The 12,906-nt window shown below is 72.0% G+C and carries 11 protein-coding genes and 1 pseudogene; 6 read left to right on the top strand and 6 right to left on the bottom strand.

What is annotated here, in order from left to right:
* Window positions 1–6: 6 nt before the first annotated feature.
* On the top strand, window positions 7–1,074 hold the full coding sequence (locus QMK28_RS10835) for a Zn-dependent alcohol dehydrogenase (RefSeq protein ID WP_326436859.1): 1,068 nt from the start codon (window positions 7–9) through the stop codon (window positions 1,072–1,074).
* 303 nt (window positions 1,075–1,377) lie between these two features.
* Here the strand turns inward: QMK28_RS10835 and QMK28_RS10830 are convergent.
* Window positions 1,378–2,308 (bottom strand): annotated as a pseudogene (locus QMK28_RS10830) (GlxA family transcriptional regulator); the annotation flags it as partial.
* 301 nt (window positions 2,309–2,609) lie between these two features.
* On the opposite strand from QMK28_RS10830, the gene QMK28_RS10825 reads away from it, so the two are divergent.
* Window positions 2,610–3,902 (top strand): MFS transporter, encoded by a 1,293-nt coding sequence (locus QMK28_RS10825; protein WP_326436905.1) that lies wholly within the window; start codon window positions 2,610–2,612, stop codon window positions 3,900–3,902.
* Window positions 3,903–3,990: 88 nt separating this feature from the next.
* Here the strand turns inward: QMK28_RS10825 and QMK28_RS10820 are convergent, their stop codons facing one another.
* Entirely contained in the window at window positions 3,991–4,677 is a 687-nt protein-coding gene (locus QMK28_RS10820) for a flavin reductase family protein (protein ID WP_326436858.1), read from the bottom strand.
* Between the two features lie 180 nt (window positions 4,678–4,857).
* On the opposite strand from QMK28_RS10820, the gene QMK28_RS10815 reads away from it, so the two are divergent.
* Window positions 4,858–5,499 carry an RNA polymerase sigma factor gene (locus QMK28_RS10815; RefSeq protein WP_326436857.1) on the top strand — a complete coding sequence of 214 codons (642 nt, stop codon included), beginning with the start codon at window positions 4,858–4,860 and terminating at the stop codon, window positions 5,497–5,499.
* Window positions 5,496–6,143 (top strand): hypothetical protein, encoded by a 648-nt coding sequence (locus tag QMK28_RS10810; protein ID WP_326436856.1) that lies wholly within the window; start codon window positions 5,496–5,498, stop codon window positions 6,141–6,143. The genes QMK28_RS10815 and QMK28_RS10810 overlap by 4 nt, the downstream gene beginning before the upstream one ends.
* Window positions 6,144–6,356: 213 nt before the next feature.
* On the opposite strand, the gene QMK28_RS10805 is transcribed toward QMK28_RS10810, so the two are convergent.
* From QMK28_RS10805 to QMK28_RS10795, 3 genes are all read right to left on the bottom strand, one after another.
* The gene (locus QMK28_RS10805) at window positions 6,357–7,259 is read right to left on the bottom strand and encodes an enoyl-CoA hydratase/isomerase family protein (protein ID WP_326436855.1); all 903 of its coding nucleotides are present in this window, start codon (window positions 7,257–7,259) and stop codon (window positions 6,357–6,359) included.
* A gap of 61 nt (window positions 7,260–7,320) precedes the next feature.
* Window positions 7,321–9,570: an acetate--CoA ligase family protein gene (locus QMK28_RS10800; RefSeq protein ID WP_326436854.1), complete on the bottom strand. Its 2,250-nt coding sequence runs from the start codon at window positions 9,568–9,570 to the stop codon at window positions 7,321–7,323.
* A 194-nt stretch (window positions 9,571–9,764) separates the two neighbouring features.
* On the bottom strand, window positions 9,765–10,940 hold the full coding sequence (locus tag QMK28_RS10795; protein WP_326436853.1) for a flavin-containing monooxygenase: 1,176 nt from the start codon (window positions 10,938–10,940) through the stop codon (window positions 9,765–9,767).
* Between the two features lie 190 nt (window positions 10,941–11,130).
* Between QMK28_RS10795 and QMK28_RS10790 the strand changes: the two genes are divergently transcribed.
* Both QMK28_RS10790 and QMK28_RS10785 read left to right on the top strand, forming a co-directional pair.
* The gene (locus QMK28_RS10790; protein WP_326436852.1) at window positions 11,131–11,583 is read left to right on the top strand and encodes a DoxX family protein; all 453 of its coding nucleotides are present in this window, start codon (window positions 11,131–11,133) and stop codon (window positions 11,581–11,583) included.
* A gap of 32 nt (window positions 11,584–11,615) precedes the next feature.
* Window positions 11,616–12,116, top strand: a complete 501-nt coding sequence (locus QMK28_RS10785) for a Zn-ribbon domain-containing OB-fold protein (RefSeq protein WP_326436851.1) — start codon at window positions 11,616–11,618, stop codon at window positions 12,114–12,116.
* 77 nt (window positions 12,117–12,193) lie between these two features.
* Here the strand turns inward: QMK28_RS10785 and QMK28_RS10780 are convergent, their stop codons facing one another.
* Window positions 12,194–12,862, bottom strand: coding sequence for a pyridoxine/pyridoxamine 5'-phosphate oxidase (locus QMK28_RS10780; protein WP_326436904.1), 669 nt, complete (start codon window positions 12,860–12,862; stop codon window positions 12,194–12,196).
* Window positions 12,863–12,906: the final 44 nt, after the last annotated feature.

Below are 12,906 nucleotides of genomic sequence, written 5' to 3'. Positions count from 1 at the left end.
GCTGTCATGAGAGGCGTCATCTTCGACGGCAAGCAGCCACAGGTGGTCGACGACCTGGAGGTGCGCGATCCGGGCCCGGGTGAGGTGCTGGTCGCGGTGGCCGCCGCCGGGCTGTGCCACAGCGATCTGTCGGTCATCGACGGCACGATCCCCTTCCCGGTGCCGGTCGTGCTCGGGCACGAGGGGGCGGGCGTTGTCGAAGCGGTCGGCGCGGGCGTCGCGCATGTAGCGCCCGGTGACCATGTCGCGCTGTCCACCCTCGCCAATTGCGGCACGTGCGCGGAGTGCGACCGAGGCCGGCCGACCATGTGCCGCAAGGCGATCGGGATGCCCGACCGGCCGTTCTCGCGCGGCGGCGAGAAGCTGTTCGCCTTCGCGTCCAACTCCGCCTTCGCGGAGCGCACGGTCGTCAAGGCCGTGCAGGCGGTCAAGATCGCCCCGGACATCCCGCTCACCTCGGCGGCGCTCATCGGGTGCGGTGTGCTCACCGGCGTCGGGGCGGTGCTCAACCGGGCCCGGGTGGACCGCGGGGAGACGGTCGTCGTCATCGGGGCGGGGGGCATCGGGCTGAACGTTCTCCAGGGAGCGCGGATCGCGGGGGCCCTGACCATCGTGGCGATCGACGCCAACCCCGCGAAGGAGGCGATGGCCCGGCAGTTCGGCGCGACCCACTTCATCGACGCCTCGGCCGTCCCCGACACGTCCGCCGCCGTCAAGGAGATCCTGCCGACGGGCGCGGACCACGCCTTCGAGTGCGTCGGGAACGTGCGGCTCATCCGGCAGGCGATCGATCTGCTCGACCGGCGTGGCCAGGCGATCCTGCTCGGCGTCCCGCCGGCCTCGGCGGAGGCGTCCTTCCAGGTGTCGTCCATGTACCTGGACAAGTCCATCCTCGGCTGCCGCTACGGCTCCTCGCGCCCCCAGCGCGACATCGCGCTCTACGCGAACCTCTACCGCGCCGGCCGGCTGCTGCTCGATGAACTCGTCACCGAGACCTACCCGGTGGAGGACTTCGCGAAGGCGGCGGACGACGCGCACCACGGGCGGGTGGCGCGAGGGGTGCTGACTTTTTAGCGCGGGGGGATCGATCGTCTCGGCAGGCGCTGCGGTCCGGCTCGTTTCCCGGCGCGGGAGGCTGCCCTGCCGTTGGCTAACCGACGGCGCGCGGGGTCGCGTTCACGCCCCGGAGCGTGGCTGCGGCTTGCTCGGCCGCCGCCGCGACCCTGCTCGATCCGGCACGCCGGCTCGCGCCGGTGGGCGTGCCCCGGGGCGCATTCGTACGCGTACGCGCCCCCGTATCCGCGTACGCGCCCGCAGTTGTACCCGCGGCCGTATCCGGGCCCGTAGCCACGTACGCATCCGGGCCCGTATCCGTATCAATGCGGAACGTGCGCCGGTAGGCGGTCGGGGAGACGCCGAGCACCGTTTGCAGGTGCTGCCGCATGGACGCCGCTGTCCCGAACCCGGCGTCGCGTGCCACCCGGTCCATCGGCAGGTCGCTGTTCTCCAGCAACTGGCGGGCCCGGTCGACCCGTTGTTGTACGAGCCACTTGCCGGGGCTGACCCCGACCTCCTCGCGGAAGCGGCGTGTGAAGGTCCGCAGGCTCATGGCCTCCCGCGCCGCGAGTTCGCGTACCGCCAGCGGGCGGTCGAGGCGCTGGAGCGCCCAGTCGCGAGCGGTGGCGGTGGTCGCCATCTGGGGCTCGGGGAGCGGGCGTTCGATGTACTGGGCCTGGCCGCCCTCGCGGTGCGGCGGTACGACGGTGCGGCGCGCGACGGAGGAGGCGACCGCCGTGCCGAAGTCCCGGCGCACCATGTGCAGGCACAGGTCGATGCCGGCGGCGACGCCCGCCGAGGTCAGGACATCGCCGTCGTCCACGTAGAGCACGTCGGGGTCCACCCGGACCTTGGGGAAGAGCCGCTGGAAGTGCGCGGCGGAGCTCCAGTGGGTGGTCGCCGGGCGTCCGTCGAGGAGTCCGGCGGCGGCGAGGAGGTACGAGCCGGTGCAGATCGACGCGATGCGCGTGCCCGGCCGGATACGGGCGAAGGCTTCGGCGAGCGGCTCGGGGAGGGTGCCGTGCTGGAAGACGGAGTCGAGTGCGTGCGTGGCCGGGATGATCACGGTGTCGGCCTCGTCCAGGGCTTCCTGGCCGTGCTCGACCTGGATGCTGAAGTCGGCGTCCGTACGCACCGCCCCGGCGGCGGTCGCGCAGGTGACGACGTCGTACAGGTCCGAGCCGTCCTCCGCGCGGGCGCCGCCGAAGATCCGGGCGGGGATGCCGAGTTCAAAGGGGATCACGCCGTCCATGACGAGCACGACGACGCGGTGCCGGCGGGCGCGCCGCCGCTGCCCCGGCTGTCCCTGTCCTTGCCCCTGCCGCTGTTCCCGTTGCTGTTGTTGCTGCCGCTGACGTGAGCCCATGGCGCGATCCTTTCACATCGTGGCCTTTAGGCCACTCGATCGGGCGGGTCCGAGAGCCGAGGCTGACCGAGTGACGCAGACACCCGATCTCCCCGCGCTCGATGAGGACCGTCCGACCGGCACCCCTGCCGGCACCCAGGCAGGGGCGCCTACCTCGACGGAAGCCCTGGAAACCGACCCACGCGCGATGGTGGCAGCCCTGGTGGACGTGCCGGTCAAGGCGCGCCCCCGGCTGCATCGCGCCTGGTTCGTCGCCGCCGTCGCCTTCGTGACGATCATCGGCGCGGCCGGCTTCGCCTCGCTGCCCGGTCTGCTGATCGACCCGCTGCACGAGGAGTTCCACTGGTCGCGCGGCGCCATCGGCTTCGCGGTCTCCATCAACCTCGCGCTGTACGGGCTGACCGCGCCGTTCGCCGCCGCGCTGATGGACCGGTTCGGCATCCGCAGCGTCGTCGCCTGCGCTCTGACGGTGATCGCCGTCGGCGCCGGGCTCACGGTCTTCATGACCGAGAGCTGGCAGCTGATCCTCTACTGGGGCGTCCTGGTCGGGCTGGGCAGCGGCTCGATGGCGCTGGCCTTCGCCGCGACCGTCACCAACAGGTGGTTCGTCAAGCGACGCGGGCTGGTCACCGGCATCCTCACGGCCGGGAGCGCCTCCGGGCAACTGGTCTTCCTGCCGCTGCTGTCCTGGATCGTCGAAAACCACGGCTGGCGTCCGGCCACGGTCACCGTCGCCCTGTCCGCGGTCACGGTGGTTCCTTTCGTCTGGCTGCTGCTGCGCGACCACCCGGCCGACCTCGGCCTGAATCCCTACGGTGTCGACGGCGCACTCCAGCCCAAGCCGGCCCCGCAACGGGGCGCGGCCCGGCGCACGGTGGGGGCGCTCGTCTCCGCCGCGCGCACCGGCCCCTTCTGGCTGCTCGCGGGCACCTTCGCGATCTGCGGCGCTTCTACGAACGGCTTGGTCAAAACCCACTTCGTGCCCGCGGCGCACGACCACGGCATGCCGATCACGGCAGCCGCCTCGCTGCTCGCGGTGATCGGCCTCTTCGACGTGGTGGGAACCATCGCTTCCGGCTGGTTCACCGACCGCTTCGACACCCGGCGGCTGCTCGCCGTCTACTACGGCCTGCGCGGCATCTCGCTGATGTTCCTGCCGATGCTGCTGTCCGACAGCGTCCAGCCGCCGATGATCTTCTTCATCATCTTCTACGGGCTCGACTGGGTCGCCACCGTGCCGCCGACGATCGCCCTGTGCCGCGAGCACTACGGCGAGGACGGCGCGATCGTCTTCGGCTGGGTCCTGGCGTCCCACCAGGTGGGCGCGGCCGTGGTCGCCTTCCTGGGCGGCCTCGCGCGGGACGCCTTCGGCTCGTACGACGTCATCTGGTACGCCTCGGGGGCGCTGTGCGCGGCGGCGGCGCTGATGGCGCTGGTCATCCGCCATCGGCCGGTCGCGGAGCAGACGTTGGTGGCTTGAGCGCGAACCGGGCCGCAGGGCGTGCCTGTGGCCGGGGCGGGCGAGTCCGGCGACTTCGGCGACTTCGGCGACTTCGACGAGTGGGGAGTCAGCCGCTGAGCGAGCCGAAAGCTCCCCGGTGGAAGAGCAGTGGCCCGGCCGCGCCCGCTGTCTCGTCCGAGCCGAGCGCCTCGACGCGACCGACGACGATCAGGTGGTCGCCGCCGGTGTGCACGGCCTGGATCGTGCAGTCGATCCAGGCGGGGACGCCGGCGAGGCGAGGCGATCCGGTCACCGAGGACGGCTCGTACTCCACTCCCGCGAACTTGTCCGCGCCGCTCACCGCGAAACCCCGGCAGAGGTCGCCCTGATCCGCGCCCAGGATGTTGACGCAGAAGACCCCGGCGCGGGCGATGCGGGGCCAGGTGGCGGACGTACGGGCCACCATGAAGGCGACCAGCGGCGGGTCGAGGGAGAGCGACGCGAACGACTGGCAGGCGAAACCGGCCGGGCCGTCCGGGTGGGGCGCGGCCTGGGCTGGAGCGGCGCGCGCCGTCTCACCGGATCGGTGGCCGGGGTCGACGGCGGCGCGGGCCGTCACGATGGTGACGCCGCTCGCGAAGTTGCCGAGCACGCGGCGGAATTCCGTCGGGTCGAGCGGTAGCCGCTCGTCCTCCCGCACGGCCCGGAGATCGGGACGTGGGAGTGGATCGACCGGCTGTTCAATGGTCGTCGGGGCACCGACCGAGCGCAGATAGCGCATGGCGGTGGCTGCCATCCCTGCGTGTCCCATCATGACTTCATTGAATCTGATGGCTTGTCAGATTGAAAGACATGGTCTGAGGTTCGCGCCCTGTCACATCGGGGCACTCCGCCGTGTGCGTCCCTATGGAGGCCGCATCGCGCCGGGTAGCCTGTCCGGCGGTAGCCGCGGGGGGAGTCGGTCCGTCGGCGAAGCAGGGAGAGTTCCTGAGAAATGACCACAGTGCCGAGCGGTCCGTCGCACACGCCCTTCGATGAGATCTTCTGCGGATTCCTGCCCCGGCTCTACCGGAGAGCGGTCATGCTGACGGGATCGAAGCACGCGGGCGAGGACGCCGTGCACGAGGCGTATCTCAAACTGGCCGTCCGCCCGCAGCGATTCCTGGCGCACCCGGAGCCGTACGCCTACGCGTTCACCGCTCTGCTGAGCGTCGTACGCGACGCGCACCGGCGCGACCGCCGGCAGTTGCTGACGGACGACGTCGAGCAGGCCACGGCCGGCTGGGACGGCGGGATCGGCTGGCGGGACTCGGAGTTGGAAGCGGTGCGGCTGCTCCGGCGGCTGTCCGCACGGCAGGCCGGGGTGGTGGTGCTCGTCGATCTGGACGGCTACACCATCGACCAGGCCGCGCAGATCATGCAGGTCCATCGGGGCACCGCCGCGCGGCACCGGGCGCGGGCGCTCGACAAGCTCCGTGACGTGTTGGGGGAGACCCGTCCGGGGGAACCAGGTCCGCAGGGCGGGGCGCAGCGGGCTGCGAATCCCGGGCGTGACCGGGGCGGACCGGGATACGGGCCCCGGGATGGATCACCCCGGGACGGATCGGGGCGGACCGGCGAGGGAGGGGCGCTGTGAAGCGTGAAGTGGCGCGGGAGCGCGAGAACGTCGCGGCGGCCCTGGGCGAGCGGTTGCGCGCCGCCGACGAGGAGATGCAGACGCCTCCCGGACTCTGGGCGGACATCAGGACCTCGGCGGCCGTCCGTTCCGGCGTGCGTCCCGCGGCGAGGCCCTCGTCCCGTCGCGCGCCGAGGCTCGCGCTGGTCGCGCTGACGGCGGTCATCGCGGTGGGCGCGGTCATGTTCGGCACCTGGTGGCTGCTGCGCCCCTCCGGGACCGGCCCGGGCCCCGCCTCCGACACGGACCCCGGCCCCAGCGCCCCCGACTCCCGAGTGACACTGTCCGTCCACAACGTCGAGAGCGCGTGCCGGAAGCTGCGCACCACGGAGTGCGCGCTGCGGCTCGCGAAGAACCCGTACGCGCGGTACGCGGCCCCCGACAACTCGGCCGGCCATGTCTGGCACGGCGACCGGCTGTCCGCGATCTGCGTCGTCACCGACGGAACACTGGTCAGGGACGAGCAGGGGATCACTTCGACCCGCTGGTACCTGGTCGAGCAGAAGTCCGGCGTCGAGGGCTGGCTGCCGGGCGTCAGAACCCGCAATACGACCGAGGTGCGCACGTGTTCCCCGGGCGAGGTGGACGCGACGCCGAGCCGCTGAGGCGCGCGGGGCCCGCGCCCGCCCGCCGCGCGTGAGCGGTTGTGCGAAACTCTCGCGCGAGCTGCTGTGTGAGCCACGTCACGCGCCGTCGTGTCATACGGATGGCGCGCCCCGTACGTGTGCTGGTCGACAGGCGGCCCGTGACTCCGGGGGAGTTACGGGCCACCTGCCGCTGCGCACGGTGTCGTCCTGCACCGCCTGCCGGCCGCCTGCTCACCGGCCACGGAACAGCGGTGCCCGGCGTTCCACGAAGGACGCGACGCCCTCGCTCGCGTCGGACGTGGTCATGTTGATCTCCTGGGCGGCGGCCTCCGCGCTGAAGGCCGTCGCCCGGTCGGCGTCGAGTGAGGCGTTGACCAGCTGTTTGGTCAGGGCGAGGGCACGGGTCGGCCCGGTGGCGAGGCGCTGGGCCCATTCGCGGGCCGTCTTCTCCAGGTCCTCGGCGGGAACGACGCGGTTGACCAGACCGAGCCGCTCGGCCTCGGCGGCGGGGAGGGAGTCGCCGAAGAACATCAACTCCTTGGCCCGTTGCGGGCCGATGAGGCGCGGCAGCAGATACGCGCCGCCGCCGTCGGGGACCAGCCCCCGGCGTACGAAGACCTCGATGAACTTGGCGGATTCGGCGGCCAGTACGAGGTCGCAGGCGAGCGCGAGATGCGCGCCGAGGCCCGCCGCCGTGCCGTTGACGGCGGCGATGACCGGCTTCTCGCAGTCGAGCACGGCGGCGATCAGCCGCTGCGCGCCGCGCCGGATCGTACGGGCCACATCGCCCGGTACGCGTTCGCCGCTGCCGGGGGCGGCGCTTGTTACGGGGGCGATACCTGTGACGGGCGCGGCACCTGTGGCGGGGGCGGGCGCGGAGGCAGCGGCGGTGGGGCCGGCCGGAGCCGTGCGCAGGTCGGCGCCCGCGCAGAAGCCCTTGCCGGTGCCGGTGATCACGACGGCCCGGACACCGGGGTCGGCGGAGGCGGATTCGAGCAGCGAAATGACGCGTTCGCGCTGGTCCCAGGTGACGGCGTTCATCGCTTCGGGGCGGTTGAGCGTGATCCACGAGACGCCGTTGTCAGTGGCGTGCCGTACAACGGAATCCAGTGAATCTTCGGGGGAGGGTGTCATGGGGGAGCGGCTCCGGTTCGTGCGGTGGGTGGTCCTCGGGGTGGTCCGGTGGGCGGCGGCCTCAGTGGCAGATCGCCAGCGCGTCGAGCGCCACCGCGCCCTGGCCGCGCGGGAGCACCACCAAGGGGTTGATGTCCAGTTCGGCGAGGTCGCCGTCCAGTTCCAGGGCCATCCGCTGAACGCGCAGGATGACCTCGACCAGCGCGTCCACATCCGCCGGAGGCGCCCCGCGTACGCCTTCGAGCAGGGCGTGGCCGCGCAGTTCGCCGAGCATGGCGCGGGCCTGGTCCTCGCCGAACGGGGGCACGCGTACGGCGGTGTCGTGCAGCACTTCGACGAGTACGCCGCCGAGGCCGACCGTCACCGTCGGCCCGAAGAGGGAGTCGCGGGTGACGCCGACGACCATCTCGACACCGCGTTCGATCATCTGGCAGACCAGCACGCCGTCCAGGGTCACGTCCTCGTAGCGGGCGATGTCCGTGAGCTCCCGATAGGCGTCGCGGACCTGGCTGGCCGAGGTGAGTCCGACCTTGACCAGGCCGAGTTCGCTCTTGTGGGCGAGCTGCGGGCCGGACGCCTTCATGACGACCGGGTAGCCGACGAGCCCGGCCGCCCGCACCGAGGCGGCGGCGCTGGTGACGAGTTGCTCGCGCGGAACCCTGATGCCGTAGGCCCGCAGCAGTTGCTTGGCCGTGTGCTCGCTGAGCCGGCGGCCGGGGCGCAGCAGGGCCTGGGCCTTGCGCGCGGAGGGCGAGAGGGTGCGTGGCGCGTCGTCGAAGGGGGAGCGGTAGCCGCTGGTGAAACGGTGGTGGTCGAGATAGCCGCGGACGGCGGTGACGCAGTTCGCGAAGGTACGGAAGGTGGCGACCCGCGAGGAGCCGAGCAGGGTGCTGCGGTAGGCGTCCTCGGTGCCGACGGGCGAGCCCCAGATGACGCAGACGAGCTTGTCGGTGGCTTCGGCGGCGTCGACCAGATCCTGGGCGAGTTTGTCGCTCATCGGGGGGAAGGGGCCGGTGATCGGGCAGATGAGGATGCCGACCTCCGGGTCGGCGAGGATCGCGTCGATGATCTTCCGGCCGCGCCAGTCGCCCACCGGATGGCCGCCGTTGTCGATCGGGTTCGCGACGCTGAGGTAGTCCGGTATCCACTGGTGCAGCTCGGTCTGCTTCTCGGCGGAGAGGGTGGGTATGGGCAGGTCGGCGACCGTGGCGAGGTCGGAGAAGTGGGCTCCGGTGCCCCCGGAGATCGAATACACGGCGACGCCCTCCGCCTGCGGCGGGCGGGCGCGGGCGAGCAGCGCCGCAGTGTCCTGGAGCTCGTCCAGGCCGTCGACCCGGATCACGCCGAACTGCCGCATCGCGGCGTCGATCACCTCGTCGGCGCCGGTGAGTTTGCCGGTGTGCGAGGCGGCTGTCCTGGCCCCGGTCTCGGTGCGGCCGACTTTGACGGCGACGACGGGGACTTTGTTGCGGGCGGCCCGGTCGGCGGCGATCAGGAAGCCGCGGCCGTCCTTGAGCCCTTCCATATAGGCCGCTATCGCTCCGACTTCGGGTTGTTCGGCGAAGTAGGAGATGAAGTCGGCGGTTTCCAGGTCGGCCTCGTTGCCGGTGGGCGCCCAGTGGGAGAGCCGGATGCCCAGTTCCTGGAGGGCGAAGACCGGGCGGCCCTGGTGGCCTGACTGCGTGATCAACGCGATCGCGGGGCCGTCGAGGTCGTCGCGGAACTCCTCGAAGGCGTTGAGGTTGGTGTTGGGGCCCAGTAGGCGCAGGCCGGAGCGTTCCACGGCTGCGGCGAGCCGGGCTTGGGCGGCGGCGCCCAGCTCGCCGGTCTCGGCGAATCCGGAGGCGAAGGCGACGGCGAACTTCACCTTGGCTTCGGCCAGTTCCTCGATGACGGGGACCGGGTCGGCGATGAGGAGGACGGCGAGATCGACCTGTTCGGGGAGGTCGGCGACGGTACGGAAGCAGGGGAGGCCGAAGACGGAGGTGCGGGTGGGGTGGACCGGGTGCAGGCGCGCGCCCACCCGCCCGGACCAGGCGATCAGCTGGCGGGTGATGCCGGTGTTGGGGCGGCCCTCGGCATCGGAGGCGCCCACGACGGCCACGGACTCGGGCCGGAAGAAGCGGTCCAGGTCGGGGACGGGGGCGCGCAGTGGCCGGCCGCTGACGTCGAGGTCGGCGGCCGAGCCGCCGCCGTTGCCGACTCCCGGTTCGGTCGTCTCGCGGACGGTGGGCCGGGAGGGCTCGCCGCAGGCCACGACGCGGGCCGCGCGGGGGGCGGTACTGAGGCTGCCGTGAGTTGAACCAAGCATCGATCTCGCCCACTCCTGCTCGATGGCCAATGCATCTGACGCATAGTCAGGTTACTGAACTGACGGCAAGTCAGGAATGGGGCTGCACGTAAAGCCGTACGGCCGGTCGGCTCGGCTGCGGTGCGCTGCGACCGCTGTGCGCCGGGACGGCTGATCGCGCGTCGGCCTATGGCCGGTGACCGGGGCGGGCGGGGCTACTTGACGGAGCGGGCTACCGCCCGTGCGATCTTCTGTGCGTCGATGGCGAGTTCGCGGAACATTCCGCTGATCGGGTTGGTGTAGCCGGTGAAGTGCAGCCCCGGCGCGGTGGGGAGGGTGCGGGCGCCGTGGGTTCTGGGTCTGCTGCGGGTGTCCAGCACGTCGAGGTGACCGACCATGGACTCCAGGCCGCGCCGGTAACCGGTGGCCGCCACGACCACGTCGGGCTCGACGCTGATGCCGTCCGCGAGCACGACCTTGCTCCCGGTGAAGGACTCGACCGCGGCGACCACCTCGACCCGCCCGGCGCGCACCGCGTCGAGCAGCCCCACGTCCTGGACCGGGATCGCCCCCTCGCGAGCCCGCGAGTACAGGCCGGTCGCCGGTCGCGGCAGCCCGTGGTGGGCGAGGTCCGAGCCGAACATCCGGTCCATGAGCCGGGCCGCGCGGTCCACCGCCCAGGTCGGCAGCCGTCGGATCAGGATGCCGGTGGCCTGCGCGGGCCAGCCGCCCGTCGACCGCCGCACGATGTGCGGCACGGTGCGCACCGAGAGCCGCACGCGCCGCGCGCCGCCCTCGGCGAGGTCGGCGGCGATCTCCGCGCCCGTGTTGCCGGCCCCGACGACCAGAACGTCCCGGCCCTCGTACGGGGCGGCGTTGCGATAGGCCGAGGCGTGGATCAGTTCGCCGCCGAAGTCGTCCCGGCCGGGCCACTCCGGCAGATGCGGGGTGTGGTTGTAGCCGGTGGCGACGACGACCGTGCGGGCCACCAGTTCGCGCCCGCCGCTGGCGTGCAGAATCCACCCGGAGTCGGCTGCGCGTTCGATGCGGCTGACCTCTATGCCGGTGGAGACCTCGATGCGGTGGTGCTCGACGTACTGCTCCAGATAGCGGATCACATCGTCGCGGCCGACCCAGCGGCCGAATTTCCTGGGGATCAGCAGGCCCGGTAACGCGGACAGCCGCCGCGTGGTGTGCAGCCGCAGCCGGTCGTAGTGCCCCCGCCAGGAGGCGGCGACACTCTGGGATTTCTCCAGGACCACGGTCTCGATCCCGCGTTCGCGCAGCGCCGCTGCCGCCGCGAGCCCGCCGGGTCCGCCGCCGATGACATACACGGGCGGGGTGTGTGCGGTCGTGGGCACGGGTTTTGGGGATATCCGGTCGGCCGACATGCGGGTGAGCGTAGCTCCGTTGGTGCCCACTTTCGGGGGGTTCCGCTCGAAAGTGGTTGCGGATCGATCACGGAGAGTCGATCGCCGGTCGCTGCCTCTTGCGCTCCGCCTCCCTCATCCGGTGAACTGACGTACCGTCAGAAACATTTGTCCGGGACCTCGGTCCGATCGGTCCAAGAGGAGCGCTCCGATGCAGACGATCTGGCTCACCGGCGCCGAATGGCTCGCCGTGCTGCGCATCGGCCTCGGCCTGTGGTGGCTGGAGAGCTGGCGGCACAAGGACAAGGCGGCCTGGTTCGAGCGCGGCACCGGCATCGCCTGGGCGGCGGATGTCGCGGGGAAGCACCGCTGGGAGTTCGTTCGCGGCGGCTTCGGCGTGGTGGTCACGCCCCGGCCCAAGGCGATGGCGTACGTCGTCGTCTACGCCGAACTCGCGCTGGGGCTCGGCCTGGTGCTCGGGCTGCTCACACCGATCGCGCTCGCGGGAGGTCTGCTGCTCAACCTGCTCTACCTCGTCCTGATGATCCACGACTGGGCGGAGCAGGGGCAGAACGCGATGATGGCGCTGATCTCCCTCGTCGCGCTCCTCGGTATGAGCTGGCAGGTGTGGTCGCTCGACAACCTGTGGGGGCTGTTCCTGTGACGCCGGAGCGCACGGCGGGGCAGGGGCGCGTGATGCCGGAGCGCACGCCGGAGCAGGCACCGGCGCAGCCTTCCGTGAACGCGCGGCCTGCGGGTTCGCCTCGGTTCGATCTGCCGGAGATCGACGCCTTCACCCGTCCGTACTGGGAGGCCGCCGCTGCCGGCCGGCTGCTCATCCGGCGCTGCCGCGCGGCGGACTGCGGTGCGGCACACCACTACCCGCGCGAGTTCTGCCCGCGCTGCTGGAGCGAGGACGTCGACTGGGAGCGGGCGAGCGGTCGCGCCACCCTCTACACGTGGTCGGTGGTGCACCGGAACGACCTCCCGCCCTTCGGCGGCCGAGTCCCGTACGTCGCGGCCGTCGTGGACCTGGCGGAAGGCCCGCGCCTGATGACCGAGGTCGTCGACTGCCCGGAGCCCGACCTGCGGATCGGAATGGACCTCGGGGTCGCGTTCCGCACGGAGTCCGGGCGGGGAGCGGGGCCGCCGGAGAGCGGTGAGCCGTACGCGATCCCGGTCTTCAGGCCCGTGTAGCGGTACGGGCTGGGGCGGGGGCGCCGGCCCCCACACAAAGCCTGTACGGGCCCGTACCAGGGGCTACGCCATGGCGCTCAAGGCCACAGCAGATCCCGCGCCCAGCTGTCGCCCTCCCGCCGATAGCGCAGCCGTACGTGCCGTCGCCGCTCGTCGCCCTGGAAGAACTCGACCTCGTCCGGTTCCAGGACGTACAGCGTCCAGGTCAAAACCTCGGAGTCCGGCTCCCGCCGCGCGCGCTCCCACGCGGCGGTCGAAGCGCGGTCCAACTCCTCGCAGGAGTCGAGCACGTCGCTCTGCCGGCCGACCAGCGCGGCGGCCAGCGCGCCTGCTGAGCGGCGGTGCAGGTCGGCGGCGCTCTCCGCCGGCCCGGCCGCCGTGACCTTCCCCTGGACGCGCACCTGACGTCCCAGGCCCGCCCAGTAGAAGCCCAGCGCTGCGTACGGCTGCTCGGCCAGTTCGCGGCCCTTGCGGCTCGTGCGGTGCGAGGCGAAGTGCCAGCCGTGGGCGTCCGCGTCGTGCAGCATCACAGTGCGCAGCGACGGGCGTCCGGACGCGTCGGCGGTGGCGAGTGCCATCGTGTGCGGCTCGGGCACTCCGGCCTCCGCCGCTTCGCGGAGCCAGCGGTGGAACAGCGGCAGTGGCTCGTCCGGCGCGCTGTCCGGCTCGAATGCGGGGAGCGCGCCCTCCCATACGCGCAGTGTGCGCAGGAGGTCGCGGAAGGCTTGTTGGTCCTGGGAGGTCATCGGTCCTCGTCGGTGCGGGGTGCGGGGTGCGGGGTGCGGGGTAC

The organism is Streptomyces sp. H27-D2 (genome assembly GCF_035828615.1).
In the GTDB taxonomy this organism is placed as follows: domain Bacteria; phylum Actinomycetota; class Actinomycetes; order Streptomycetales; family Streptomycetaceae; genus Streptomyces.
The sequence above is the reverse complement of the archived record's forward strand: the minus strand, read 5'-3'. Positions and strand labels throughout refer to the sequence as shown.

Excerpts from the sequence above, each read along its gene's own strand:
- QMK28_RS10835 (WP_326436859.1), top strand. The coding sequence starts at position 7 with ATGAGAGGCGTCATCTTCGACGGCAAGCAGCCACAGGTGGTCGACGAC.
- QMK28_RS10825 (WP_326436905.1), top strand. The coding sequence starts at position 2,610 with ATGGTGGCAGCCCTGGTGGACGTGCCGGTCAAGGCGCGCCCCCGGCTG.
- QMK28_RS10820 (WP_326436858.1), bottom strand. The coding sequence starts at position 4,677 with ATGATGGGACACGCAGGGATGGCAGCCACCGCCATGCGCTATCTGCGC.
- QMK28_RS10815 (WP_326436857.1), top strand. The coding sequence starts at position 4,858 with ATGACCACAGTGCCGAGCGGTCCGTCGCACACGCCCTTCGATGAGATC.
- QMK28_RS10805 (WP_326436855.1), bottom strand. The coding sequence starts at position 7,259 with ATGACACCCTCCCCCGAAGATTCACTGGATTCCGTTGTACGGCACGCC.
- QMK28_RS10800 (WP_326436854.1), bottom strand. The coding sequence starts at position 9,570 with ATGCTTGGTTCAACTCACGGCAGCCTCAGTACCGCCCCCCGCGCGGCC.
- QMK28_RS10795 (WP_326436853.1), bottom strand. The coding sequence starts at position 10,940 with ATGTCGGCCGACCGGATATCCCCAAAACCCGTGCCCACGACCGCACAC.
- QMK28_RS10790 (WP_326436852.1), top strand. The coding sequence starts at position 11,131 with ATGCAGACGATCTGGCTCACCGGCGCCGAATGGCTCGCCGTGCTGCGC.
- QMK28_RS10785 (WP_326436851.1), top strand. The coding sequence starts at position 11,616 with ATGCCGGAGCGCACGCCGGAGCAGGCACCGGCGCAGCCTTCCGTGAAC.
- QMK28_RS10780 (WP_326436904.1), bottom strand. The coding sequence starts at position 12,862 with ATGACCTCCCAGGACCAACAAGCCTTCCGCGACCTCCTGCGCACACTG.